General features: G+C 73.7%; 23 protein-coding genes. 11 read left to right on the top strand and 12 right to left on the bottom strand.

Annotated elements, in window-relative coordinates:
• The first annotated feature begins 23 nt into the window (after positions 1 to 23).
• Both Nocox_RS24880 and Nocox_RS24875 read left to right on the top strand, forming a co-directional pair.
• On the top strand, positions 24 to 761 hold the full coding sequence (locus Nocox_RS24880; RefSeq protein ID WP_026213912.1) for an ABC transporter ATP-binding protein: 738 nt from the start codon (positions 24 to 26) through the stop codon (positions 759 to 761).
• Positions 761 to 1,486 (top strand): ABC transporter permease, encoded by a 726-nt coding sequence (locus Nocox_RS24875; protein ID WP_020541116.1) that lies wholly within the window; start codon positions 761 to 763, stop codon positions 1,484 to 1,486. The genes Nocox_RS24880 and Nocox_RS24875 overlap by 1 nt, the downstream gene beginning before the upstream one ends.
• Positions 1,487 to 1,490: 4 nt before the next feature.
• Here Nocox_RS24875 and Nocox_RS24870 read toward each other — a convergent pair whose 3' ends face one another.
• Complete coding sequence (locus Nocox_RS24870; RefSeq protein WP_020541117.1) at positions 1,491 to 2,861, bottom strand: S8 family serine peptidase; 1,371 nt, start codon at positions 2,859 to 2,861, stop codon at positions 1,491 to 1,493.
• Between the two features lie 181 nt (positions 2,862 to 3,042).
• Here Nocox_RS24870 and Nocox_RS24865 point away from each other — a divergent pair, with 181 nt between their 5' ends.
• Positions 3,043 to 5,082, top strand: coding sequence for a spermidine synthase (locus Nocox_RS24865; protein ID WP_020541118.1), 2,040 nt, complete (start codon positions 3,043 to 3,045; stop codon positions 5,080 to 5,082).
• A gap of 13 nt (positions 5,083 to 5,095) precedes the next feature.
• Here Nocox_RS24865 and Nocox_RS24860 read toward each other — a convergent pair whose 3' ends face one another.
• Positions 5,096 to 6,643 (bottom strand): LCP family protein, encoded by a 1,548-nt coding sequence (locus Nocox_RS24860; RefSeq protein WP_157382816.1) that lies wholly within the window; start codon positions 6,641 to 6,643, stop codon positions 5,096 to 5,098.
• Between the two features lie 139 nt (positions 6,644 to 6,782).
• A complete protein-coding gene (locus tag Nocox_RS43755; protein ID WP_281426309.1) occupies positions 6,783 to 8,246 on the bottom strand; it encodes a neutral zinc metallopeptidase in 1,464 nt (487 codons plus the stop codon).
• A 201-nt stretch (positions 8,247 to 8,447) separates the two neighbouring features.
• On the opposite strand from Nocox_RS43755, the gene Nocox_RS24850 reads away from it, so the two are divergent.
• Positions 8,448 to 9,320, top strand: a complete 873-nt coding sequence (locus tag Nocox_RS24850; RefSeq protein ID WP_026213913.1) for a LysR family transcriptional regulator — start codon at positions 8,448 to 8,450, stop codon at positions 9,318 to 9,320.
• Between the two features lie 313 nt (positions 9,321 to 9,633).
• Here the strand turns inward: Nocox_RS24850 and Nocox_RS24845 are convergent, their stop codons facing one another.
• Positions 9,634 to 10,992 (bottom strand): sensor histidine kinase, encoded by a 1,359-nt coding sequence (locus tag Nocox_RS24845; protein ID WP_020541122.1) that lies wholly within the window; start codon positions 10,990 to 10,992, stop codon positions 9,634 to 9,636.
• Entirely contained in the window at positions 10,985 to 11,659 is a 675-nt protein-coding gene (locus tag Nocox_RS24840; RefSeq protein ID WP_026213914.1) for a response regulator transcription factor, read from the bottom strand. The genes Nocox_RS24845 and Nocox_RS24840 overlap by 8 nt, the downstream gene beginning before the upstream one ends.
• A gap of 127 nt (positions 11,660 to 11,786) precedes the next feature.
• Here Nocox_RS24840 and Nocox_RS24835 point away from each other — a divergent pair, with 127 nt between their 5' ends.
• The 3 genes from Nocox_RS24835 to Nocox_RS24825 are packed head-to-tail and all read left to right on the top strand — an operon-like array spanning position 11,787 to position 14,936.
• Entirely contained in the window at positions 11,787 to 12,929 is a 1,143-nt protein-coding gene (locus tag Nocox_RS24835; protein WP_020541124.1) for a LolA family protein, read from the top strand.
• Positions 12,930 to 12,940: 11 nt separating this feature from the next.
• Positions 12,941 to 13,921: an ABC transporter ATP-binding protein gene (locus Nocox_RS24830; RefSeq protein WP_051112450.1), complete on the top strand. Its 981-nt coding sequence runs from the start codon at positions 12,941 to 12,943 to the stop codon at positions 13,919 to 13,921.
• On the top strand, positions 13,908 to 14,936 hold the full coding sequence (locus Nocox_RS24825; RefSeq protein WP_020541126.1) for an ABC transporter permease: 1,029 nt from the start codon (positions 13,908 to 13,910) through the stop codon (positions 14,934 to 14,936). The genes Nocox_RS24830 and Nocox_RS24825 overlap by 14 nt, the downstream gene beginning before the upstream one ends.
• Here Nocox_RS24825 and Nocox_RS24820 read toward each other — a convergent pair.
• The 4 genes from Nocox_RS24820 to Nocox_RS24805 all read right to left on the bottom strand — a co-directional run bounded on the left by Nocox_RS24820 (position 14,873) and on the right by Nocox_RS24805 (position 18,322).
• Positions 14,873 to 15,379 (bottom strand): MarR family winged helix-turn-helix transcriptional regulator, encoded by a 507-nt coding sequence (locus Nocox_RS24820; RefSeq protein ID WP_020541127.1) that lies wholly within the window; start codon positions 15,377 to 15,379, stop codon positions 14,873 to 14,875. The two genes, Nocox_RS24825 and Nocox_RS24820, sit on opposite strands and share 64 nt — an antisense overlap.
• Positions 15,376 to 16,845: an MFS transporter gene (locus tag Nocox_RS24815; RefSeq protein ID WP_020541128.1), complete on the bottom strand. Its 1,470-nt coding sequence runs from the start codon at positions 16,843 to 16,845 to the stop codon at positions 15,376 to 15,378. Before Nocox_RS24815 ends, Nocox_RS24820 begins: the two co-directional genes overlap by 4 nt.
• Positions 16,846 to 16,978: 133 nt before the next feature.
• Complete coding sequence (locus Nocox_RS24810) at positions 16,979 to 17,728, bottom strand: YcnI family copper-binding membrane protein (RefSeq protein WP_020541129.1); 750 nt, start codon at positions 17,726 to 17,728, stop codon at positions 16,979 to 16,981.
• Between the two features lie 48 nt (positions 17,729 to 17,776).
• The gene (locus Nocox_RS24805; RefSeq protein ID WP_063711599.1) at positions 17,777 to 18,322 is read right to left on the bottom strand and encodes a hypothetical protein; all 546 of its coding nucleotides are present in this window, start codon (positions 18,320 to 18,322) and stop codon (positions 17,777 to 17,779) included.
• A 122-nt stretch (positions 18,323 to 18,444) separates the two neighbouring features.
• Here Nocox_RS24805 and Nocox_RS24800 point away from each other — a divergent pair, with 122 nt between their 5' ends.
• Entirely contained in the window at positions 18,445 to 18,930 is a 486-nt protein-coding gene (locus Nocox_RS24800) for a hypothetical protein (RefSeq protein WP_026213915.1), read from the top strand.
• Here Nocox_RS24800 and Nocox_RS24795 read toward each other — a convergent pair.
• The 3 genes from Nocox_RS24795 to Nocox_RS24785 are packed head-to-tail and all read right to left on the bottom strand — an operon-like array spanning position 18,924 to position 21,218.
• Positions 18,924 to 19,703 (bottom strand): ABC transporter ATP-binding protein, encoded by a 780-nt coding sequence (locus Nocox_RS24795; protein WP_020541132.1) that lies wholly within the window; start codon positions 19,701 to 19,703, stop codon positions 18,924 to 18,926. The genes Nocox_RS24800 and Nocox_RS24795 overlap by 7 nt on opposite strands.
• A 2-nt stretch (positions 19,704 to 19,705) precedes the next feature.
• Positions 19,706 to 20,494, bottom strand: coding sequence for an ABC transporter permease (locus Nocox_RS24790; protein ID WP_020541133.1), 789 nt, complete (start codon positions 20,492 to 20,494; stop codon positions 19,706 to 19,708).
• Positions 20,487 to 21,218: an ABC transporter permease gene (locus Nocox_RS24785; RefSeq protein ID WP_020541134.1), complete on the bottom strand. Its 732-nt coding sequence runs from the start codon at positions 21,216 to 21,218 to the stop codon at positions 20,487 to 20,489. The genes Nocox_RS24790 and Nocox_RS24785 overlap by 8 nt, the downstream gene beginning before the upstream one ends.
• A gap of 321 nt (positions 21,219 to 21,539) precedes the next feature.
• Here Nocox_RS24785 and Nocox_RS24780 point away from each other — a divergent pair, with 321 nt between their 5' ends.
• From Nocox_RS24780 to Nocox_RS24770, 3 genes are all read left to right on the top strand, one after another.
• Entirely contained in the window at positions 21,540 to 22,481 is a 942-nt protein-coding gene (locus tag Nocox_RS24780; RefSeq protein ID WP_020541135.1) for an alpha/beta hydrolase, read from the top strand.
• A 93-nt stretch (positions 22,482 to 22,574) separates the two neighbouring features.
• Positions 22,575 to 23,411 (top strand): siderophore-interacting protein, encoded by an 837-nt coding sequence (locus Nocox_RS24775; RefSeq protein ID WP_020541136.1) that lies wholly within the window; start codon positions 22,575 to 22,577, stop codon positions 23,409 to 23,411.
• Between the two features lie 174 nt (positions 23,412 to 23,585).
• Entirely contained in the window at positions 23,586 to 25,214 is a 1,629-nt protein-coding gene (locus Nocox_RS24770) for a serine/threonine-protein kinase (protein WP_051112446.1), read from the top strand.
• Positions 25,215 to 25,217: the final 3 nt, after the last annotated feature.

Raw genomic sequence — 25,217 nt, 5'->3', positions numbered from 1 at the left:
ACCTCAATCTTGGAGGCGATGAAATGATCAGGACAACAGGTCTGACGAAGACCTTCGGCGACGTGACCGCCGTCGCCGGCGTGGACATCACCGTGGAGCCCGGCGAGATCGTCGGGTTCCTCGGCCCCAACGGCGCCGGCAAGACCACCACCATGCGCATGCTGGCCACCCTGCTGCGGCCCACCTCGGGCGCCGCCGTCGTGGCCGGCCGCGACCTGCTCGCCGACCCGCGTGGCGTGCGCCGGCGCATCGGCTACGTGTCCCAGGGCGGCGGCGTCCCGCCCGCCGAACCGCTGCGCGGCGAGCTGGAGCTGCAGGGCATGCTGTACGGCCTCGGCCGCGAGGAGTCGGCCGCCCGCACCCGCGCCCTCCTCGCCCGGCTGGAGCTGACCGGGCTGGAGGAGCGGCCGGGCGCCGCGCTGTCGGGCGGCCAGCGGCGCCGCTTCGACATCGCCTTCGCCCTGCTGCACGAGCCGGCCCTGCTCTTCCTCGACGAGCCCACGACCGGCCTCGACCCGCAGAGCCGGGCCAACCTGTGGGACCACGTCCGCGCCCTGCGCGCCGAGCGCGGCCTCACGGTCCTCCTCACCACCCACTACCTGGACGAGGCCGACGCCCTCTGCGACCGGCTGCTGATCATCGACCACGGCCGCATCGTGGCCGAGGGCACGCCGGCCGCGCTGAAGAGCGGCGGGCGCACCCTCGACGACGTCTTCCTCGACATCACCGGCCGCTCGCTGCGCGAGGAGGCGGGGGTCTGATGCTGCGCGACACCTGGGTGCTGTTCCGCCACGGCGTGCGCACCACGCTGCGGCAGAAGGCCGGCATCGTCTTCGGGGCGGTGCAGCCGCTGCTGTTCCTGGTGCTGTTCGGGCCGCTGTTCACCGCGATCGGCACGTGGGAGACGCTCGTGCCCGGCCTGATCATCCAGCTCGGGCTGATGAGCATGGGCCTGGCCGGGTTCGGGGTGGTCTTCGAACGGAGCTCCGGCGTGCTGGAGCGCCTGCGCGTCACCCCCGTCAGCCGGCCGGCGCTGCTGCTCGGACGGGTGCTCGGCAACGCGGTCACGCTGGTCGTCCAGACGGCGCTGCTGCTGGCCGTGGCCTACGCCCTCGGCCTGCGGGCCCCGGCGGGCGGCGTGCTGGCCGGGTGCGCGCTGGTGCTGGTGCTGGGCGTCAGCCTGGCCGCGCTGTCGTACGCGGTCGCGCTCACCCTCGACCAGAACCTGTTCGCGCCCGTGATGTCCACCGCCGTGATCCCGCTGGTGCTGCTGTCCGGCGCGTTCCTGCCGATGTCGATGGCGCCGGGCTGGCTCGACGTCCTCTCCCGGCTCAGCCCCTTCCGCTATCCGCTGGAGGCGCTGCGGGAGCTGTTCCACGGCCGCTACGCCAACGGGACCGTGGCGCTCGGCGTGGCGGTGACGGCGGTCTTCGCGGTGGTCAGCCTCACGATCGGCACGCGCGTGTTCACCAGGGAGAACGCCTGAGGCGTCAGGCCGCGCTCCGCGAGCGCCGCTCCAGCGCGGCCATGACCGCGGCGGGATCGACGGTGCCGTAGCCGAAGGCGTAGTCGAAGCCGACCTCGCTGCGGTCCTCGGCGGTGCGCCGCAGCAGCGCCCGGAGCTGCGCCGGCGACAGCCGGGCGGCCGGCCACCTGGTGCGGACCGCGGCCACCAGCCCGGCCGCGACGGCCGCCGCCGCCGAGGTGCCCCCGTCCGGCTCGCCCTCGCCGAACGCCCGCGAGCCCGCGAAGCACGTGTACGCGCACACGTCCGGCTTGCGGGCGGTCAGCCGCCCCGGGCCCCGCGAGGAGCGGCCCACCAGCGCGCCGTTGACGTCCACGCCGCCGACGGACAGCGCCCGGGGGTGGGAGTTCGCGCCCGCGATCGGCCGGTCCGGGAACCCGCGGCGTCCGCCGGGGCGATCGCGCCCGCAGTCGCCCGCCGCGAACACCACGTCCGCGCCCATCCGGTCGAGCGCGGCCACCATGAGGTTGAACGGATGCGCCGCGTTGTCGGAGTAGTTGCCCGGATGCCCGACGGGGAAGTCCCACTCCGGCGAGAACGACCCCCACGAGTTGCTCACCACCAGCGCCCGCGTCTCGGCCGGCTGGGCCTCCAGCACCGCGCGCAGATGCGCGAAGGCGGCCACCGCGTCCGACAGCAGGCCGTCCGTGGCCGTGCCGCCCGGCCGGGTGGACAGCAGCAGCGGGATGTCGACGAGCGCCGCCCGCGGAGCGGCGATCAGCGCGTCGAACGCGCACATCGTCCCGTGGCCCGCCGCGGCCTCGCCCGGCGCCGGGGCCGGGCGGCCGGTCACCCCCGGCGGGCTCCAGCACCGGGCGGCGTCGACCGTCACCGCCCGGCCGAGCCGGCGCGCGGCGTGGCCGGCGTCGACGCCGGTGTCCAGCACCGCCAGCGCCACGCCGTCGCCGTCCAGCCCCTCGGCGTGCAGCCCGGCCACGCCGAGCAGCCGCTCGACGTCGTGCCAGTCGCCGGCCGGAGTCTCGCCCGCGCGGACGGGCGCCGACTCCACGACCGGGTCGGAGAACACCCCGGCGACGTCCGGCCGCAGCGTGGGCAGCAGCGCGACCCTGGTGGCCGGCTCGTCGTCCGAGATCGTGCCGCGGACCAGCACGGAGGCGTCGCCGGCGGCCAGCGAGAAGTCCAGCGGCTGGTTGAGCGAGAGTGGGTCGCCGCCGGCCGGGGGGACCGGCCGCGGTACCGCCACGGGCGCGAACGCCGCGTCGAGCTCGACGCCCGGCAGGCCGTCCGCCACGTCGGCCGCGGTCGCCGTCACGGACGGGTCGGCGACGGCCGCGACCAGGTCGGGGGAGGGCCGGAGCTGGATCATCACGCGCATGGGTCACCACCGGAGGTCGTGGGGATCGAATCACCCAACCTTGGTCCATCCGGCGGAGCCCCGTCCAGCGCATTCGGCGGGTTTGACCTGCGCAAACGCCGCTAAAGACACGAATCGGACGGCATTTCTTCCGGCCTGTCAGGCTTCCATGATCCCGGCCCGTTCACTACGGTGAGGCTGCATGACGCTCCAGGCACGGAAGCCGGTCGACGACGGAGAGAAGGCCCACTGGCTGGCGGTGCGGCCGAGGCTCGTCCTCGCCAGCGCCTTCATGCTCTTCCTGGAGCTGGCGCTGATCCGCTGGACCGGGTCGAACATCGTCCACCTGAGCTACTTCACGAACTTCGTGCTGCTCGGGTCGTTCCTCGGCATCGGGCTCGGGTTCCTGCGCGTCGGGCGCTCGCGGCGGCAGCCGTACTACTCGCCGGTCGTGCTCGCCGTGCTCGCCATCGTCGTGCTGGCCTTCCCCGTCACCGTCGACCGCGACACCGAGGGCGTCCTCTACTGGACGAGCCTGTCCACCACCGGGCCGCCCGCCTGGCTCATCCTGCCGGTCATCTTCTGCGCCGCCGCGCTCGTCCTCATGGGGCCCGCCGAGCTGGTCGGCCGCTGCTTCCCCGAACTGCCCCGCCTGGAGGCCTACCGGTACGACCTCATCGGCAGCCTCACCGGCATCGCGGCGTTCACGGCGCTGTCGTTCCTGAGCGCGCCGCCGGTCTTCTGGGCGCTGATCGCGGCGATCTGCTACGGGGTGCTGCTCGTGCCCCGGCCGCGCTCGCTCTACCTCGGGCTGGTCACCGTCCCCTCCCTGGCCGTCGTCGGGCTGCTGCTCACCGAGACGCTCACCGCCGGGGCGGTCTGGTCGCCCTACTACAAGGTCACCTCCAAGCCGCTGACGGTGCTCGGGGTGCCCGTCACCGACATCGCGGTCAACGGCATCCCGCACCAGCAGGCCGTGCCCGCCGCCACCCGCCTGCAGTGGGAGGCCCAGTACGGGCTGCCGTACGAGCGGGCCGCCAGGCCGCCCCAGGACGTGCTCATCGTCGGCGCGGGCAGCGGCACCGACGTCGCGATCGCGCTGTCCAAGGGCGCCCGGCGGGTGGACGCCGTCGAGATCGACCCCAAGCTGCGCGAGCTGGGCGGCTCGGTGCACCCCGACCGCCCCTACGACGACCCCCGCGTCACCACGCACATCACCGACGGCCGGGCCTTCCTGGAGCGCGGCGGCGGCGCCTACGATCTGATCCTGTTCGCGCTGCCCGACTCGCTCACCCTCGTCTCCGGCGCCAGTTCGCTGCGGCTGGAGAGCTACCTGTTCACCGAGGAGGCCATGCGGGCCGCCCGCGCCCGCCTCAAGCCCGGCGGCACGTTCTCGATGTACAACTACTACCGCGAGAGCTGGCTGGTGGACCGGCTCGCCGCCACCATGCAGCGCGCCTTCGGCCACAAGCCGTGCGTGGACGTCGTCAGCACCGCCGGGCAGCAGGCCGTCATCACCGCCGGGCTGACGGCCGCCGACCAGCGCTGCGCCGCCGAGTGGCCGGGCGCGGCCGCCGGCACGCCGCCGCCCGCCGACGACGACCGGCCCTTCCTCTACCTGCACGACGCCACGATTCCGCCGCTCTACCTCGTCACGCTCGGGCTCATCCTCGCCGTCAGCCTGATCGCCGTCCGCGTCGTGGCCGGCCCCTACCGGCGCATGCGCCCCTACCGCGACCTGTTCCTGCTGGGCGTGGCGTTCATGCTGCTGGAGACCAAGAGCGTGACGGGCTTCGCGCTGCTGTTCGGCACCACGTGGGTGGTCAACGCCGTCGTCTTCGCCGGCGTGCTGGTCGCGGTGCTCGCCGCCGTCGAGGTCACCCGCCGCTTCCGCACCCCGCCGCTGCCCGTGATGTACGCCGTGCTGCTGGCCGGCCTGGCGCTCGCCTGGCTCGTCCCGAACGCCTGGCTGCTGTCGCTGCCGGTGCCGCTGCGCGTCGTGGCCGCCGTCACGGTCGCGTTCCTGCCGATCTTCGCGGCCAACGTGGTCTTCGCCAAGCGCTTCGCCGAGACCGCCGACGCCACGACGTCCTTCGGCGCGAACCTGCTCGGGGCGATGGTCGGCGGCTGCCTGGAGTACGCCGCCCTGGTGATCGGCTACAAGGGCCTGCTCGTCGTCGCGGCCCTGCTGTACGTCGGCGCCTTCGCCCTGCTGCCCCGCCGCGCCGCCGCCACCGTCTGACGGCGGCGGCCCGTCAGGTGCCGCAGAGCTCGTCCAGGGACTTGGCGCCGGCCTTCTGGGTGTTGCGGGTGGGCGTCTGCGTGGGCGCGGCGGCGCGGGTCTGCGTCGGGGACGCGGAGGGGGCGGTGCCGCTGGGGGAGGCGGTGACGTTCGCGGTCTGGGCCTGGCGGGCCGGGCGGAGGGAGTCGGAGATCGCCTTCTTGGTCGCCTGGCGGATCTTGGCCCAGTCGGGGCGGCCCGAGTAGAACTCCGGCGGCACGAACTGCAGGCTGGTGATCTTGGCGTCCTTCACCTTGACGGCCAGCTCCATGATCGGCGGGAGCAGGGGCTGCGGGATGTTCGTCTGGGCCATGCGCTTGGTCGCGCCGGCGATCTTCCTGAAGTTGGTGAGGATGACCTGCGGGGTGGCCTGCTGGGCGAAGGCGCCGATGACGCAGCGCTGGCGGGCCATGCGGGAGAAGTCGTCGCTGTTGACGCGGGAGCGGCCGTACCAGAGGGCCTGCTCGCCGCTGAGGCGGCGGTAGCCGGCCTTGATCGTGCCGGCGGTGCCGTAGAGGCCGCCCCACTTGACGTCCTGCTCCACATGGACCTTCAGGCCGCCGATGGCGTCGACGAGGGCGGCGAAGCCGTACATGTTGATGAGGGCGTAGTAGTCGATCCTGAGGCCGAGGGTGTAGCCGATGGCGTCCATCAGCGCCCGGGGGCCCATGTTCCTGCCGCCCATGATCTGCGGGTTGTCGTTGGCGTACTGCCAGACCTCGTTGAGCAGGCCGCCGTTCGGCAGCTCGGCCATGTAGCCGTTGGGGAACTGCTTGTGCAGCGGCGAGCTGGCGGGGAAGTGCACGTGCTGGAGGTTGCGCGGCAGGCTGAACAGCACCGTGTTGCCGGTCTTGATGTCGATGCTGGCCACGTTCATGCTGTCGGTGCGCACGCCGGTGCGGTTGCCGGCCGCGTCGCCGCCGATGAGCAGGAAGTTGACGCGGGTCCTGCCGCCCCAGGGGTCCTCGGGGTTGTGCGCGACCGTCGGCGTGCCCGGGTCGGACGAGGACGGGAAGATGTCCTTCACGGTGCCGCGCAGGGTGGCCATGGTGTCGGCGACGAACGCGAACGGCGCCATCACCGCCACGCAGAGCACGCCCACGAGGATGCCGGTCAGGATCTGGCCCTGCTGGTCGAGCCGTTTGGGGCTGAGCACCACGTACGAGCTGACCACGATGGCGAACCAGGCCAGCGCGAGCGCCGAGGCGATGATGATCACCGCGAGCATCATCCCGTCGCCGATGAACGCGGCGGCGTCGGTCAGGTTGCGGGTCAGCCCGAAGGCGAGGGTGGCGAGCAGCAGCACCGCGTACACGCTCATGAGGATCAGCCCGGTACGGCGGCGCCCGGCGCGCAGGTGTGCGGCGCCGGGCGCGACGGCCGACAGGGCGGTCCAGCCGAGCACGGAGGCGGGGGTGAGCGGCCGGGCGAAGCGAGGGGCGCCGGGAGCCGGGCGGGGCCGGCGCGCCGGGCGTTCCTTCCTGCCTCCAGGCACGGTGCCCACCCCGTCGCGCTTTCTCACACCGGCTCCTTCAGACGCCTACCAGGCAGAATGTCCCCGACGTGGGGACAAGATTGCCAGGATTCTAGTCCCCATATCTGGACAACACAGACACTTGCCCAAGCTGAGATGAACTCCGCGTGGATTTCACAGCAGGCCCTCAGGACACCGTGGAGGCCGGGGCCATCCACGTGTTGCACTGGTACGGCTTGTTCTTCTCCCATCCCTGCCGGAACCAGCGGTTGTTGTTGGCGGGCGTCCCGTGGTCGCGCGGATAGCCCGGATAGTCGCCCACCTGGCCGTAGAACCAGTACAGCCGGCTGCGCAGCGACGTGGTCACCGGATAGGAGGCGGCGACCGAGCGCATCCACATGCCGCCGAGGCAGGTCGCCTGCAGCTCCAGCCGCCTGCTGAGGCCGAGCTTGGCGCTCCGGCTGGAGGAGGCCAGCGTGCTGTCCCACCAGGAGTTCATCAGGCCCGTGACGTTCTGGACGTGGTGGCCGTACTCGTGGGCCATCATGCTGATGATGCCGCCGTGCCAGGAGATGATCTGGCCGTAGCCGCGGGCGCTGCCGTTGCCGCGCGCCATCGCCGACGTCGAGGCGTAGATCGTGGAGTTGCGCGGGCAATAGTACGGCACCATGCTCCCGGCGCTCGGATAGTCGCCGCAGGCGCCGCGGCCCCGGCCCGAGGCGATGGCGTACCCCGGCGGCCGGAAGTCGAAGCCCTGCTTCTCCAGGACCGGCCCCCACGCCCGGTCCATGCACTTGGCCGTCTTCAGGATCAGCGACTTGAGCTGGCTGTGGCTGAAGATGCTCGCGTTGCCCGCCCGGCAGTTGATCCGCGGCAGCGCGCCTCCCCGGTAGAGGCTGTTGTTCTTGAGGCTTCGGTCGACCCGCACCTGCGCGGGCGGCGTCACCGTCTCGTCCGGCGTGCGGGTCTGCCGCGGGGTCGGCTGCCTGGTCGGCTCGCGGGTGGCGCGGCTGCGCTCCGGCGTGGGCTCGTACGTCGGGATCGCGACCGGCGTCGTCGTCTCCGACCGCGAGGAGTTCTTGAGCAGGGCCGCGCCGACGACGATCAGCACGAACAGCGCCGCCATCGAGCCGAACACCGCGCCGAGGACCCCGATGACCCCCATGCCCGACTTGCGGCGCGGCGGCGGCTGCCACTGCCGCGGCGGCATCGGCGGGGGCGGCATCGGCGGCGGCGGTGGCGGGGGAGGAGGCGCGGGCTGCCGGTAGTGCTGCGCGTACTGCGGCGGCGGGGGAGGCGGCGGCGGCATCTGCTGGGTGTAGGGCCGCGTCAGGCCGTCGTGCTGCGGCACCCCCTGCGGCTGCGGCGGGTACGGCGGCTGCCCCGGCCCTTGAGGCGGGTAGCCGGGACCCTGAGGCGGGTGGCCGGGACCCTGGGGCGGGTAGCCGGGTCCCTGGGGCGGGTAGCCGGGTCCCTCGGGTCCCTGGGGCGGGTAGCCCGGCGGGGGCGCCTGGGGAGGCGGCCCGTACGGGTGACCGCTCTGCGGCTGCTGCTGCCGGCCGGGCACGGGCGGCGGCCACGGCAGGGCCGGTGGCCGCTGTGGCTGGCCGGGCCCTTGTGGCGGGGGTGGATATTGCCCGTTACCTGTCACCCTGTCTCCCCGTATGCCCCGTTGTCTTATTGCCGAGCTTTGTCCGGCGACTTGACGGACCCTTGGCAAATTTGGGGCAAAAGCATACTCATTTATCACCCGTCACGGATGTAGCAGTGCACGGTCACAGTCCGAAATCATTCGAGGTGATCTCGGTTATCTTTCGGTCTGCGGAGCGGGTGGTGTCCTAGCTTTCTTGGCATGAATCTCCAGCAGCTCCGCTATGTGGTCGCGACTGCGGAGCACCGCACCATGACCGACGCGGCCAGGTCGCTGTACATCGCGCAGCCTGCGCTCTCCCGCGCGATCCGCGATCTCGAGCGCGAGCTCGGCATGACCCTGTTCGCCCGTTCCGGCCGTGGCGTCGTCGTCACCGCGCAGGGCCGGCGGGTGGTCAAGCTGGCGCGGGAGGCGCTCGACGCCGTCCACGAGATCGAGGGCCTGGCCCACCACACCGGCGCGTCCGACGCCGAACTGCGGATCGCCTCGACGCCCAGCCTCGAGCCCGGTCTGGCGGGGCGGCTGTTGCCCGCCTACGCCGCCGAGCATCCCGGTGTACGGGTCCAGATCGTGCGCTGCGAGGGCCGCGAGGCGGTCGTCAGCGCGATCCGGGACCAGCGGGCCGACCTCGGTCTCACCGACCTGCCGGTGCCCGCCGACCTCGTCACCCACCCCCTCGAACGCCAGGAGATCGTGCTGATCTCCCCGCCCGGGCTCGAACTGCCCAACCCGGTGCCGATGGGCAGGCTGCACGGCATGCGCCTGGCCCTCCCGGCCCGCGGCAGCACCCGGCGCAGGGAGCTCGACGCGATGTTCGGCAGATACTCCGTCACCCCGACGGTCGTCCTGGAGACCGACGAGCGCAACGGCTGGCTCAACGCCGTCCGCGCCGGCCGGGCCTCGCTCCTGTGGTACCGCGGCATGGCCGAGCAGGCCGCCCGCGCGGGCCTCGTGGTGCGCTCGCTCGAACCGGCCGTGCGGCGCGTGATCGCCGTCGTGCACGCCCGTCGCCGGCTGCCGCTCATCGCCCAGGACTTCCTGGCCACCGCGGAGAAGGGAACGACCGCCGCCTGACCCACCTGACCGGGGAACGCTCCACTCACCCCTGAAACCCCCGGAACCCCTGAAACCCCCGAAACCCCCGGAATCATCTGACCCCCCCCGAGAACCCTCACCCCCACACAACCCCCTACTGAAACCCCCCCAACCGCACCGAAGCGCACCGATCAAGGCCCGGCGTCCGTCCGAGCCCGGGGCCCGGCGACGCGGCCCGGCCCCCCGAGGGAGCCCTTTCCAGCGGCCCCTCGTCCAGCCCTCAGAGCACGGCCTCGCCCGTTCCACGGCGACAGGCGGCCTGGGGCGAACCTCCCCGGGACACGGGAACACCTCATCGGGACACGGGAAGCCGCACCACCGCACGCAGTCCGGGCGCGGCGTCCTCCAGCACCACCGTGCCGCCGTGCGCCCGCACGGTCTCGCGCACGATGGCGAGCCCGAGCCCGGCGCCGCCCTCGTCCCTGCTCCGCCCGGAGTCGAGCCTGGTGAAGCGGTTGAACACTCGCTCGCGGTCCTGCTCCGGGATGCCGGGACCGTCGTCGGTGACGGTCAGCACGCCGCCGGCGGTCAGCGCCACCTCGACCTTCGAGGAGGTGTGCCGCACGGCGTTGTCCAGCAGATTGGTCAGCACCCGGCTGAGGTCGAGCGCGTCGCCGCGGACCACGACCGGGTCGCAGGCCGTCAGCCGGACCTCGGCGTAGCGGTCGGCGGCCCGGCGTACGACCTCGTCGAGGTCCACCGGCTCGCGTCTGGCCGGGACCCCGCCGCGCTCGTCCAGCCGGGCCAGCGCGAGCAGGTCCTCGGCCAGCCGGGACAGGCGCAGGGTGTCCTCCAGGACGCCCTCGGCGGTCTCCTGCCAGTCCTGGCCCTCGGGGTGGCCGAGCGCGACCTCCAGCTGCAGTCTGATGCTGGCGAGCGGGCTGCGCAGCTCGTGCGCGGCGTCGGAGACGAGCGCCCGCTGGCGCTGCTCGGCCTCCTCCAGCCTGGCCAGCATGCCGTTGAGCGTGGTGGCCAGCGAGTGCACCTCGTCGCGTGAGGCCGGCACCGGCAGCCGCCGGGAGCGCGCCGTGTGCGTGATCTCGGCGGCGCCCCGGCGCAGCGCCGCGATCGGGCGCAGCGTGCGGCCGATCATCAGCCAGCTCGCCACGGCGAGCAGCACCACCAGGGCGGGCGTGCCCACCGTGAGGACCCGGCCGGCCGTGCCGAGGCTCGTGCGGATCTCGCTGATGGACCGCGCCGCGAGCACGGTCTGGCCGCGGTCCGCGCGCAGCACGACCACGTGCAGGAAACCCGGGACGGCGTACGGCCGCCCGTCCACCTCCACGGCCTTCCCCGATTCCAGCGCCCTGGCCCGGCCGGCGGCGTCCAGCAGCGGCACCAGCCGGTCGGCGCCGTAGGTGACGTGCGTGATCCGGTTCCGCGCGTCGAGGACCTGCACGATCGTGCCGTCGTGGGTGGTGATCGGCGTGGTGAGCGTGCCGGAGTCGGCCGCCACGCGCACGACGTCCGCCTGCCGCCTGGTGCCCTCGTCCACGGTCGCCATCAGCGTCCGGTCGAGGACGCTGAGCAGCACCCACGCCGACAGCGCCAGCGCCAGCGCGAGCACCGCGACGGCCACCGCGGACAGCCGGAAGCGCAGCCCCTGCCGCCGCCACCACGCGAGCGGCGAGCCGGGCGACCTGTCAGCCACCGTCGCCCGCCAGCCGGTAGCCGGCGCCGCGCACGGTCTGCAGCGCGTTCCTGCCGAACGGGACGTCGATCTTGCGGCGCAGGTAGCCGACGTACACCTCGACCACGTTCGGGTCCGTGTCGAAGGTGTCCCAGACGTGCTCCAGGATCTCCGACTTCGACACCACCTCGTCCCGCCGCCGCAGCAGGTACTCCAGCAGCGCGAACTCCCGTGGCGTCAGCTCGATCGGGGCGCCGTCCCGCTCCACCCGCCGCCGTGCCGGGTCCAGCGACAGGTCGCCGGCCTGCAGCACCGCCGGCCGCCGGCCCGCGTCGCGGCGCAGCAGCGCCCGCAGCCGGGCCACCAGCACCACGTACGAGAACGGCTTGGTCAGGTAGTCGTCGGCCCCCAGGTCGAGCCCGTCGGCCATGTCGTACTCGCCGTCCTTGGCCGACAGCATGAGGATCGGTACCCAGTTCTCCTCGGCGCGCAGCCGCTTGCACACGTTGTAGCCGGACAGCCGGGGCAGCATGATGTCGAGCACCACGACGTCGTACTCGCCGTGGCGGGCCGCGTGCAGCCCCTCCTCGCCGTCGTGGGCGAGGTCCACGGCGAAGCCCTCGGCCTGGAGGCCGCGCTGGAGCGCCGCCGCCATCCGCCGCTCGTCCTCGACGACAAGTACCCTCATGCGGTGATTCTCCCGTTCTGTCCCTGAGAGCGCGCTGAGAAGACTGAGAGGGGTCTCAGTCAGTCTCAGGTCCGCCTAAGGATGCCTCACGCAGGCTGTGACCATCGACATACCGTTAAGGAGTGAAATGCGTAGAGGCACGTTCGTGAGGTGGGGAGTCCCGATCGCGGCGGCGGCCGTGATCGGAGCCGCCATCGGCGCCGGCCCCGTCATAGCCGCGGTGAGCGGAGAGCCCGCACTGCCGGAGCGCTCGGCCGAGCAACTGCTCGCCGACGCCGCGGCGGCCACCGCCAAGGACCAGGGCATGAGGCCGATGTCCGGCACCGTGCAGCAGACCGCCTCGCTCGGCCTGCCCGCGCTGCCGGCCACCGGCGGCGGGACCGGCCCCCTCAGCCTGCTGTCCGGCACGCACGAGGTGAAGGTCTGGTACGGCGGCGAGAACAAGATCCGCGTCGCCATGCCGACGCACCTCAACGAGACCAACCTGATCTACAACGGCGAGCAGTCCTGGTACTGGGACAGCGCCACCAACACCGCCACCCGGCTGCGGATCAAGGCCGACGCCGGCGAGCGGCACGGCCTGCCCACGCCGCAGCCGACCGACGTGACGCCGCAGCAGGCGGCGCAGCGGCTGCTCGCCCAGGTGGACGAGCACACCGCGGTCCGGGTGATCAACACCGCCGAGGTGGCGGGCCGGCCGGTCTACCAGCTCGTCATCGCGCCCAAGGCGGGCAGCTCGCTGGTGCAGGAGGTGCGGATCGCGCTCGACGGCGAGACGTACATGCCGCTCCAGGTGCAGCTCTACGCCAAGGGCTCGGCCGAGCCGGCCTACCAGGTGGGCTTCACCCAGGTGACCTTCACCCCGCCGGCCCCGGAGAACTTCACCTTCACCCCGCCCCCGGGCGCCAAGGTGGAGGAGACCACGATCGGCGAGGAGGACCTCGGCGCGAAGGCCGAGGAGCGCGCCGAGCACGCCGCCGACATGGCCGGCAAGGCCAAGCTGGTCGGCGACGGCTGGACCACCGTCGCGGTCGTGCCGTTCTCCCTGGCCGACCTCCAGGCCGAGGCGGCCGGGCAGGACGGCCGGGGCGCGGAGGCGAACGCGCTGCTGGACAGCGTGCTCAAGTCCGCCACCCCGGTGAGCGGCACGTGGGGCTCCGGCAAGCTGATCAGGACGAAGCTGCTGACCGCCCTGCTCACCGACGACGGCCGCCTGCTGGCCGGCGCGGTCACGCCGGAGGAGCTCGTCCGCGTGGCGGGGGCGCAGTGACACCCGTCACCGTGACCGGCACGACGCAGGAAGCGGGGGCGCCCTTCGGGGCGGCCCCGCCCGCCGGTGACCCCGCCGCCGCCATCGTCACCCGCGGCCTCACCAAGCGTTTCCGCGGCGGCCAGGTGGCCGTGGACGCCCTGGACCTGACCGTGCCGCGCGGCTCGGTGTACGGCTTCCTCGGGCCGAACGGCTCGGGCAAGACCACCACGATCCGCATGCTGCTCGGACTGGTCACGCCCACGGCCGGCGAGTACGCGGTGCTCGGGCTGCCGCCCGCCCGCGCGCTGCCCCGGGTGGGGGCGCTGGTCGAGGGGCCCGCGTTCTACCCGTACCTGTCGGGCGCGGCCAACCTGCTGCGCTTCGACGCCGCCGACCCGTCCGCGCGCCGCGCCACCGCCCGGCGGCGGGTCGCCGACGCGCTCGACCGGGTCGGGCTGTCGGCCGCGGCCGGCAAGCGCTACCGGACGTACTCGCTCGGCATGCGCCAGCGGCTGGCCATCGCGGCCGCCCTGCTGGGCCCGCGCGAGCTGCTCGTCCTCGACGAGCCCACCAACGGGCTCGACCCGCAGGGCACCCGCGAGGTGCGCGCGCTGGTCAAGGAGATCGCCGCCGACGGCACCACCGTCTTCGTCTCCTCGCACCTGCTGGCCGAGATCGAGCAGATGTGCACGCACGCGGCCATCATGCGGACCGGCCGGCTCGTCGCGCAGGGCACGATCGGCTCGCTGAGCGCCGGCCGGGTCCCGCTCATCCGCGTGGAGACGCCGGACGTGGCCGAGGCGGCGCGGGTGCTCGGCGCGCTCGGGCTGGCCGGCGTGCGCACGGGCGCGGGCGAGCTGACGGCGGAACTGGGCGGTCAGCGGCCCGAGACGATCAATGCCGCCCTGGTGGGGCAGGAGGTGGCGGTACGAGGGCTCGCGGTCGTCCGGCCGAGCCTTGAGGACGTGTTCGTCGGACTGACAGGAGAGGGATTCGATGTCGACGGCTGAGACCCGTACCCAGGCGGGCGCGGGGGCCGCCGCGGCGGGGCAACCGCGCCGCATGCCCGGCCTGGTGCCGGTCACGGAGACCCTGCGCACCGTCGCACGCCGCGCGCCCGAGCCCCTGACCCGCGACGCCGGGGAGAGCGCCGGCGAGTACACGGGCCGGCCCACGGGAGAGGACACGGCCGGGGGACTGAGGATGGGCGCGTTCTGGCGGCTGCTCGGCTCGGAGCTGAACCTGACCTTCCGCCGCCCCCGCAACATGGCGCTGCTCGCGGTCCTCGGCGTCGTCCCGGTCGTCCTCGGCATCGGCCTGCGGCTCGCCTCGGGCACGGCGGGCGACGGCGAGATGAGCAGCATCGTCCAGGACCTCGCGGGCAACAGCCTCATGCTGACGTTCCTGTCGTTCTCGTTCCTCGTGCTGCTGCTCATGCCGGTGGCGGTGAGCGTGGTGGCGGGCGACGCGATCGCCGGCGAGGCTGGCGGCGGCACCCTGCGCTACCTGCTGGCCGCCCCCGTGGGCCGGGGACGCCTGCTCGCGGTGAAGTACCTCAACGCGGTCGTCTTCGGCTACGCGGTCACCGCCGTCGTGGCCGTGACGGCGCTGCTGACCGGGGTCGCGCTGTTCCCCGGCGGCTCGGTGACGCTGCTGTCCGGCACCACGATCACGATGGGGGAGGGGCTGCTGCGCATCCTCATCGCCGTCGGCTACGTCGGCGCCGCCATGGCCGCGCTGGCCGCCGTCGCGCTGGCGCTGTCGACCTTCACCGAGGTCGCCATCGGCGCCATCGCGGGGACCCTGGTGCTGCTGGTCGTCTGCCAGGTGCTGCGCGCGGTGCCGGACCTCGCGCCGATCGCGCCGTACCTGCTGCCCACCCGGTTCACCGCGTTCGACGCGGTGCTGCGCGACCCCATCGACTTCGCGGCGCTCCGCGACGGGCTGCTGTCCTTCGCCGCCTACATCGCGCTGTTCGGCTCGGTCGCCTGGGCGCGCTTCTCCGGCAAGGACGTCACGTCCTGAGCGGCCCCGGGGGAGCGGATCGCGGCCATGACGCGGTCGAGGGCGGCCAGGTCGTCGGGGCCGAGGGCGGCGAGGGCGCGCGGCGGGCGGCCCAGGATGCGATCGCCCTGCTCCGCGGCGGCCCGCCCCGCCTCGGTGAGCGTGACGATCCTGCGGCGGCGGTCGTCCGGGTGGACGGTACGCCGCACGTAGCCGCGGCCCTCCAGGTCGTCGACCACCAGCGTCGTGTACGGCTTGTCGGTGCCCAGCAGGGCCGTCAGCTCACGCATGGTCAGCGGGCCGGGCAGCAGGCGGCGCAGCGCCTTCGCCCGCGAGAAGCTCATGCCGAGGGCGTCGGCGACCTCCTTGCGGCGGTCCTCCTCCTCCAGCACCAGCGCGCGCATCGCCGCCCAGACGCGGAAGGCGGCCGCGGCCCGGTCGTCAGGGGCGTCCTGGCCGCTCACAAGGGGCCTTCCGTCCTGGCCGAGCCGTGGATGAGCCGCTCGGCGGTGCGGGCGGCGCTCCGCTCGGCCCGGCGGCCCGTGGTGAGGACGCCGAGCAGCAGGATCGCCGCGCCGCATCCGGCGCCCACCCACCAGCCGATGTGGCTGGCCTGAGGGAAGCCGGCGGGCAGCGGGCCGCGTACGGCGGAGGTGACCAGCGCGCCGATCACCGCGACGCCGAGCGACTGGCCGATCTGCCGGCTGGTGGAGGCCACGGCGGCGGCCACCCCCGCCTGCGCGACCGGCATGCCGGAGACGGCGGTGTTGGTGATGGGCGCGTTGAGCATCCCGAACCCCAGCCCGAACAGCACGTACGCGGTCAAGAGCTGCCAGAGTGGTGTGTGCGCGGTCAGACCGGTCAGCATCAGCATGCTGGCCGTGAGCCCCACCCCGGCGACGACCAGCGGGACGCGCGGCCCCGCCGTGCCGACGAGGCGGCCGGAGACCGGCGAGCACACCGCCGTGAGCGCGGCCATCGGCAGCGTCAGCAGGCCGGCGTGCAGGGCCGAGTAGCCCAGGGTCTCCTGCAGGTAGAGGGTGTTGAGGAACAGGAAGCCGCCGAGCGCGGCGAAGCCGCACACCGCGATCAGCGTCGCCCCCGTGAACGGCGCGCTGCGGAAGAAGCGCGGGTTGATCAGCGGCTCGCGGCGGCGCAGCTCGTACGGAACCAGCACCGCCAGCGCCAGCGCGGCGAGCGCGAAGCAGCCCAGCGTCTGCGCCGAGGCCCAGCCGGCGGCGGGCGCCTCGATCAGCCCGTACGTGAGGCTCGCCAGCAGCACGACGACCAGGGCCTGTCCCACCACGTCCACCGGCCGCGGGCGCGGCGCGCGCGACTCGGGCACGAACAGCGCGCACAGCACGAGCGCCGCCAGCCCGACCGGGATGTTGATCCAGAAGATGGACCGCCAGCCGACCGAGGCCACGAGCGCGCCGCCGAGCGGCGGCCCGAGCGCCATGCTGACGCCGACGACCGCCCCCCACACGCCGATCGCGCGGGCCCGCTCGCGCGGCTCGGTGAAGGTGTTGGTGATGATCGACATGGCGACCGGGTTGAGCATCGAGCCGCCGACGGCCTGCAGGGCGCGGGCGGCGATCAGCCATCCCAGGCCCGGCGCGAGCGAGCAGGCCAGGGAGCCCAGCGTGAACAGCACGAGCCCGGTCTGGAAGGTGCGCCGCCGGCCCACGCGGTCGCCGGTCGAGCCGGCCAGCATGAGCAGCGCGGCCAGCACGACGGTGTAGGCGTCGATGATCCACTGCAGGCCGGAGAGCGAGGCGCCGAGGTCGCGCCGGATGGACGGCAGCGCGATGTTCACGATCGTGTTGTCCAGCCCGACGATGAACAGGCTGGTGCAGCAGATGGCCAGGACGAGCCTCGGCCTCACGGGCCGGCCCTGCCGGGCACGGAGGCCGAGGTTCGTCAGCGCCATGAGACGATTATATTGCCATAACTAACTTTCTCCCCGCCCGGATGCCGGGCCTTCGGCTTCAGGCCGAGGGCCGGACCCCCGGCCCTCGGCTGTGGGCAGAGGGCGGGGGTGGGGGCCGGGCGCCGCGCGGGGGTCAGGCGGTGGGGCGGCGGCGGAGGGCGAGGGCGCCCACGACGACGCCGATCAGGCCCACGGCGAGGCCCGCTCCGCCCAGCAGGCGGGCGGCGCCGTCCGTGCCGCCGTCCGCCGGAGCGGCCACCGCGGCCGCGGTCGCGATCAGGGTCGGCGCGCCGGAGGCAGGGACCGCGCTCGGGGCCGTACTCGGGGCGGCGGCGCCGTGGGCGTCGTCGCCGGTGGCCGGGGTGAGCTTGAGCAGCGGCGCCGGGTGCTCGGCCTCCGTGCCGTCGGCCTTGGGCGCCTCCGACCAGTCGACGACCTCACCGCTGGAGTAGGTCTGCTTCGTCGGGAAGACGAGCTGCCCCGTGTCGGTGGGCAACTGCCCCATGGACACCTCGAACTCCTGGAACTGCCCCGGCTCGATCGCGCCGCCGGACCAGACGACCTTGGTCACGGCCTCCTTGAGCTCGCCGTACTGGGTCTTGACCGGCGTGGGCAGCTTGCCCTCGGTGACCTTCACCTTCCATCCGGGCACGGGCTTGACCGACACGAACGCCAGCGGGTGGTCGGCGGGGAAGGTGACCTCGACCTTGGTGGTCGAGGCGTCGTCACGCTCGTTCGGCACCCGGAAGGCGACCTTGGTGAAACCGCCCTGCTCGGCGGATCCCGGCTGGATGGTGACGTGGGCGAGGGCGGGCAGGGCGAGCCCGGCGGTGAGTGCGGTGGCGGCGGCGAGCACGGTCGCGGCCCGGCGTACGAAGGACATGCGGGAACTCCACTTGGCGAGAAAGGAAGGAACAGGGGTGTCAGAAGGTCAGGCGGGAAGTGGAGGACCGCGCCTGGCCAGGGAGTGCCGGAGGACCGGCTGGAGGGGGACGGCCCGCGCGGCGGCCACCGGCGGGCGGGGCCGCACGGCGGGCACGACGACCGGCCGCAGCAGCGTGAGGCGCCGCCCGGCCCGCCGGAGCAGGGCCCACAGTGCGGCCTCGCCGCGCGCCAGCCACAACCCCGTGAGGAGCGTGGCGGTGAGGTGGGCGGTCAGCATGCCGGCGTTGACCGCGAGCCCCTGCCCGTGCCCGTGCACCGGGACGTAGGCGACGTCCTGGGACCCGGCGTCGCGGGCGAACAGCTCGTGCAGCCCCAGTTGCGCGCCGACGAGCACGACGTTGACGGCCAGGGCGGAGCGCTCCCGGCCGGTCAGCGCGAGCCCGAGCCCGGCCGACGCCGCGAGCCCCAGCCCGGCGGTCCACGGAGCGGGCCCCGAGCCGCCGCCCAGCAGGTGGGCGAGGGCGGCGAGGGTCACGCAGACGGCGGAGAAGGCCGCCGTCCGCGCCAGCCTCAAGGGGAGTCGAGCGCGCATGGGTGTGCCACATCGTCTCACGGGGCACGGTTGCATGTGGCCTCAACCGGGCGATGCCTGGGCGTTGCGCACTGTTTGTCGCTAGGGTCGTGCCGATCTACGCTGACATAGAGGTGAGAACGTTGCGGCACTTAGGCGGTTTCCTCATCGGAGTGGTGGTCACGGCGGCCGTGCTGGCGGGCGGTGGCTGGGCCGTGACGCAGGCCGCCGCGCAGGCAGCCGCACAGGCCACGGCGCCCCCGCCCGACAACCAGAAGCTCTGGATCGCGCTCGGCGCGATGGCCGCGGTCGGCCTGGTGTACGGGCTCGTGGTGGCGGGCCGGATCTCGCCGCTCGCCACGTTCGTGCCGTCCATGGCGCTGCTGGCCTGGACGGTCGTCTACGCGCTCGACCCGGGGCGCGCGCTCTCCCTCGTCCCCGCCGAGCCGTCGGTGAACCAGATCGTCAGGGAGGCCGGCGCCGGCGCGCAGACCCTCCTGACGACGGGCGTGCTGGCCCTGCTCGGCGTGGCCCTGTTCATCCCCGTGCTGATGCCGTCGCGCTGGTCGCGCCCGCACGACGACCTCGACGACGACTACGAGAGCTCGCCCGAGGGCGGCTACTACTGATCCCGCCCCGCCGGCAGCTCGGCGGTGAGGGCCGCCTCGCCCTTGTAGAGGCGGGTGACGACGTCCTCGATGTCCGCGTGGCCGGGCGCCGTGGCCATGAGGTCCGCCAGCGTGCCGTCGAAGGCCAGCCGGCCGTGGTCGATGAGCATGACCCGGCGGCACAGGCGCTCGACGTCGCCGAGATCGTGGGTGGTCAGCAGCACGGTGGTGCCCTGCTCGGCGTTGACCCGCAGCAGGAACTCGCGGATGCCGGCCTTGCTGACCACGTCGAGCCCGATGGTGGGCTCGTCCAGCACCAGCACCTCCGGCGCGTGCAGCAGCGCCGCCGCGAGATCGCCGCGCATCCGCTGGCCGAGGCTGAGCTGGCGCACCGGCGTGCGCAGGAACGCGCCCAGGCCGAGGGTGCCGGTCAGCTCCTCCAGCCGGGCGCGGAAGGCGGCCCGGTCGACCTTGTAGAGCAGCCGGATCAGCTCGAAGCTGTCGGCCAGCGGCAGGTCCCACCACAGCGTGGTGCGCTGGCCGAAGACCACCCCGATGCGCCGGGCGAGCGCGGTGCGCCGGCGCGAGGGGTCGAGCCCGGCCACGCGCACCCGGCCCGAGGTGGGCGTGAGGATGCCGCAGAGCATCTTGATCGTGGTGGACTTGCCCGCGCCGTTCGGCCCGAGGCAGCCGACGAACTCTCCGGCGGACACGGTGAACGACAGGTCGCGTACGGCGTGGACGATGTTCCTCCTGACCTTGAACGAACGTCCCGCCCGGTCGAGCTCGATCATCGTCAACTCCCGGTGGATCGGTAGTGCCTGACGCCCTGCCGCCAGGCCAGCGCGGCCAGCAGGGCGAGGACCGGCGCGGCGACCGGCCCGAGGAAACGCATGAACTCCGGCGTGCCGAACGGGTCGGCGCGGCCCAGCACGTACAGGCCGGGCTGCCAGTTGACGAAGGCGAGCGGCAGCACGTACGTGACGCCGCGCACCAGGTCGCGCCCGTAGATGGCGAGCGGGTACTGGACGAGCTGGTGGCCGCCGTAGGTGAAGGCGTTGACCACCTCGGGGGCGTCGGTCAGCGCGAACTGGGCCGCGCCGGCCAGCGTCCACATCGCGGCGAAGACGACGATCCCCGTGACCGTCATCACCGGCAGCATCCACAGCCGGCCCGGGTCGGGGTCGAGCGCGGTGAGCGACCAGCCGAGCACGGCGGCGGCCTGGACGACCCGGCCCGCGCGGGTGGGGGTGAAGCGGTCGGCGGCGAGCTGCAGCCAGGCGCTCACCGGCCGGATGAGGAAGGTGTCGAGCGTGCCGTCCTTGATGTGCCTGCTCACCCGGTCGAGGTTGCTGACGAACAGGTCGCACAGCGTGAAGGGCAGGCTCGCGGCCCCGTAGAGGAACAGGACCTCCTCGCGGGAGAAGCCGGCGAGGCTGGTGGTGTTGGCGAAGACGATGAAGATGACGGCCACGTCGGTGGCGGCCACGGCCAGGCTGAGCACGGTCATCAGCCAGAAGGAGACGGGATAGGCGGCCGCGGCCCGCGTCCACGTCCAGGCCAGCAGGATATAGGTCCTAACCACCCTGGATCACCACCTTGTGACGGATCGCCCGGGTGGCGAGCGCGCCGAGCCCGAGCAGGACGGCCGCCCAGAACGCCTGGAAGGCCAGGGACGGCAGGACGGGCGCGGCCCCGAGGTAGAGGTCGGTCGGCACCTGGACCATGGCCGCCCACGGCAGCGCGGCGGCGAGGTCGCCGAGCGCGCCGGGGAAGATCCGCAGCGGCAGCATCATGCCGGACAGGAACGTGCAGAGCACCAGCGACAGCACGGCCACGCCGCGGTCGTCGGCGAGCCAGCAGACCGACAGCGCGACCAGGTAGCGCCAGCCGAAGCTGACCACGACCGCGAGCGCGAGGCCGGCCAGGAACGCGGCCCACTGCCCGGCCCCGGCGGGCAGCGTGATCCCGAACACCGCCGCGCCGGCCAGCATCGGCGGCAGCCCGCGCACCATGAGCAGGTAGGCGGCCCGTCCGGCGTCCTCGGCCAGCGTCCAGAGCTGCAGCGAGGCGGGGCGGACCAGGTCGAGCGCGATGTCGCCGCTGCGGATGCGTTCGGGCAGGCCGAGGCCGCCGCCGAAGATCTGCATCGGGCTGATGAGCGCCTGGGTGACGAAGCAGTAGGTGACGGCGTCGGTGAGGTCGTATCCGGCCAGGCCGGGGCGGGCCTGCCAGAGGGCGATGAGGACGTAGGCGCGCAGGACGCCGAACACGCTGTTCGTGAACGCCCCGGCGAGCGCGGCCCACACGTAGGTGGCGTGCTTGCGGAAGCCGTACCGGACGAGCCGGGCATAGAGCGGGACGGTTTTGCACCTCCGGAGGGTGAGGACACGGTGACGAGGCGTGTCCGGGGTCGCGCACGGGTCTGCTGTTGGGAAAGCACGGAATTATCCGTCGGCGGCCGGGCGGCCCGCAACGGATTTAACGCGCCCTCCCGGACGGAAATATCCTGGAAATATCTGGGTAAGGAATGAGATACCTACCGGCCGGTAGTGAGGCGGCATCCGGGGAAAGACACCTGTCGGAGGGTCGTTATGCGGATCAATGGGGATGTAGTACCCGAATACCCCTTGAGCTGGCAGGCCCGCGCGCTGACCGGCGTCATGTGGGGCACGCTGAAGCCGGCGTCCACGCTCCTCATGCGTCACCCGCTCGCGCTGGCCGGTGCCGCCCGCGTCGGCGAGCTCGCCCGGCTGGTCCAGGCGCCGCAGCCGGAGCACGTGTCGATCGTGCCGGCCGCGTTCTCCGACTGCGGCGGCGAGTGGGTACGGGGCGGCGAGGAGCTCGAGGAGGGCAAGGCCCTGCTGTACTTCCACGGCGGGGGCTACTTCTCGTGCTCGCCGCGCACGCACCGCTCCATCACCTGGCGGCTGTCGGTGGTGGCCAGGCGGCCGGTGCTGGCGCTCGACTACCGTCAGGGGCCGGTGCACAAGCTGGCCGACTCGCTGACCGACGCCCTCGACGCCTACGAGTGCCTGCTGCGGCGCGGCCACGCCCCCGAGGACGTCATCGTCGCGGGCGACTCGGCGGGCGGGCACCTCACGCTGGCCACGCTGCTGGCGCTGCGCGACCGGGGGATGCCGCTGCCCGCCGCCGCCGTCTGCATGTCGCCGTGGACCGACCTCACCGACATCCCGCGCCGCGCCAACCGCTGGCAGGACCCGCTGCTGCCGGCCAGCCGGGTGCGGTGGCTGGCCCGCCGCTGGACCGACGGGCTCGACCCCCGTGACCCGCTGGTCTCGCCGGTGCTCGGCGACTTCACCGGGCTGCCGCCGCTCATGATCATGACCGGCTCCACCGAGGTGCTGCGCGACGAGGGGCGGCGGGTGGCCGAGGCGGCGCGCCGCGCCGGCGTCCCCGTCAGGTACGAGGAGTGGCGGCGCATGCCGCACGTCTTCCCGATCCTCGCCGACGTGCTGCCCGAGGCCCGGATGGCCTTCCGGCACATCGCCAGGTTCCTCGCCGCCGCGGGCGCGCGGCCGGCGGTGCGGGACGACGAGGCGGCCGCCTGAGCCGCCTGAGCCGTCTCGCAGCCGTCCTGGCCGCCTTCGTCCGGTAGCGTGTAAGGTTAGGTATACCTTACTTGCGTCAGGGGGCAGAGACATATGGCGGACAAGCCCGTGGACCACCACCGGGGGATCGTCCAGCGGACCGAGAGGCTCTCGCCGCACATGGTCCGCGTCGTGGTCGGGGGCGACGGGCTGGCCGGCTTCGCGACCTTCGGTCTCACCGACCACTACGTCAAGATCGTCTTTCCGTACGAGGGCGTCGAGTATCCCCGCCCGTTCAGCGTGAAGGCGTGCAGGGAGACCATGCCGCGCGAGGTGTGGCCGCGCCTGCGTACCTACACCGTGCGCGCCTGGGACCCGGACGCGCTGGAGCTGACGCTCGACTTCGTGGTCCACGGGGACGAGGGCCTGGCCGGCCCCTGGGCCGAGCGGGCCGCGCCCGGCGACGAGGTGTTCCTGCTGGGCCCCGGCGGCGGCTACGCGCCCGACCCCGGCGCGGGCTGGCACCTCATGGTGGGCGACGAGAGCGCGCTGCCCGCCATCGCCGCCTCCCTGGAGGCCCTGCCTGACGGGACGCTCGCGTACGTCCTCATCGAGGTGGAGGGGCCGCAGGACGAGCTGAAGCTCGGCACGGCGGCCGAGGCGCACGTCACCTGGCTCTACCGCGGCGACCGCCCGGTGGGGGAGCGGCTGGTCAAGGCGGTCCGCGAGCTGGAGTTCCCGGACGCGGACGTGCACGCCTTCGTCCACGGCGAGGCCGGCTTCGTCAAGGAGCTGCGCCGCCACCTGCGCGTCGAGCGCGCGATCCCGCTGGAGCGGCTGTCGATCTCCGGCTACTGGCGCCGCGGCGTGGACGACGAGGCCTGGCGCGCGGTCAAGCGCGACTGGAACAAGAAGGTGGAGGCCGAGGAGGCCGCGGCCCTCGCGAGCTGACGCGGGAACACCAACCCCACAAGCGTGCTTCAGGCCATCGGAACCCACCCTTTCCTCACCTCAGGGGAACGACCGCCTTACCTCCAATACCCCTTATGCAAGACATGCGGACAGCCTCCGCGGATCCGGCCACAGTGTGGCTTGGCCGTGTCGCAGAGGAGAGGCGAGAACCGGATGGCGCGTGGTGAGAGCGGCACGCCTCCCGGCGTGCGCCCCCTGATGGTGGGCGACCCGGTCGTCATCGGCCGATACCCGCTCCTCGGCCGCCTCGGGGCAGGAGGAATGGGGGTCGTCTACCTGGCGGAGCACCCTCAGGGCGGCCTCGTCGCGCTCAAGACCCCGCACGCGGCGCACCTCCACGATGCCACGCTGCTGGCCCGCTTCGCCGAAGAAGTCGCCTTCTCGCGCAGATTGGTGCCGTTCTGCACCGCCGCCGTGCTGGAGGACGGCGCCGACCGCGACCGCCCCTACCTCGTCACCGAGTACATCCCCGGACCCGCGCTCTCGCAGGTCGTCCTCGCCACCGGGCCGCTCGCCCCCGGCCTCGCGTACGGCGTCGCGCTCGGCGCGGCGGCCGCCCTGGTGGCCGTGCACGAGGCGGGGTTCGTGCACCGCGACCTCAAACCCGCCAACGTGCTGCTGTCGCCGGCCGGGCCGCGCGTCATCGACTTCGGCATCGCCCGCGACGTGACCGGCGAGCGCGGCGCCGACGCCCACACCCAGGCGGGGCAGGTCATGGGCAGCCCCGGCTGGGTCGCGCCCGAGCGGCTCACCGGCGGGGCCGCCCTCCCGGCCGCCGATGTCTTCGCCTGGGGGTGCGTGGTGGCGTTCGCCGCGTCCGGGCGGCACCCGTACGGGAGCGGCCACGGGGCCGACGAGACGGAGGCGATCACCCGGCGCATCCTCTTCGAGCCGCCCCGGCTGGACGGCCTGCCGGTCCTGCTGCGGCCCGCCGTGGAGGCGGCGCTGGCCAAGGACCCCGGCCGCCGGCCCGGGGCCGCCGAACTGCTGCGGGCGCTGCTGGCGGCGGGCGGCGTCGGCGTTCCCTGGGATCTGCGGCAGGCGGTGGAGGGGGTGCTCGGGCGGATCTGGACGGCGGTGCCGTACCCGGCGAGCGACGCCACCCCACCCCCGGCCGCCCCGCCGGCCGCCCCGCCAGTCGGTCTGCCGACCGGGCAGCCGTCCGGATTGCCGTCCTCGAAGGGGGGCGGCCGGCGGCGGCCGGGCCGGAGAGGGGTGGGGGCGCACCTTCCGCATGCGACCTTCGCCGCCCTCGCCACCGTGTCGATCGCGGCCGTCACCGTCATCGCCGCCGCCACCGGTCCAGGTCAGGACGCCGGCGGCGAGTACGTCGCGCCGCCGCCCGCCGTGGCGCCGCAGGCCAGCGCCGGCTCCACCCTCCGTCCCCGTTCCACTCGCACCGCCGGCCCGCCGCCGCCCGGCCCGGCGGACACCCCGACGACGCTCCCCGTCGCGGCCGCGACCACCGCCGTCGCGCCCCCCGCCGTCACGACCCCGACGGTGTACGTCACTCGCACCCGTACGACGGCCCCCGTCACCGTCGTCACCCCGGCCCCGGACCGGGAGGACACCTCCCGGCCGCCCGCCGCCGGAGAGCCCGGCGACCCCGGCCCGGGCGAGTGCGCGAACCCGGCGAGCCGGCGGCGCGGCAACGCGGCGGCCCGCCGCGGCTGCCCGCGCCCGTCCGTCTCGCTCACCACGATCCCCCAGGACGGCCCTGGCGAGTCCCCGGATCCGTCCGCGTCGGCCTCACCGACGCAGACGGCCACGGGAGGCTCCTGACCG

The sequence above is a fragment of the Nonomuraea coxensis DSM 45129 genome (assembly GCF_019397265.1).
GTDB classification, from domain to species: domain Bacteria; phylum Actinomycetota; class Actinomycetes; order Streptosporangiales; family Streptosporangiaceae; genus Nonomuraea; species Nonomuraea coxensis.
Note: the sequence above shows the minus strand (reverse complement) of the source record. Positions and strands in the feature narration are given on the sequence as shown.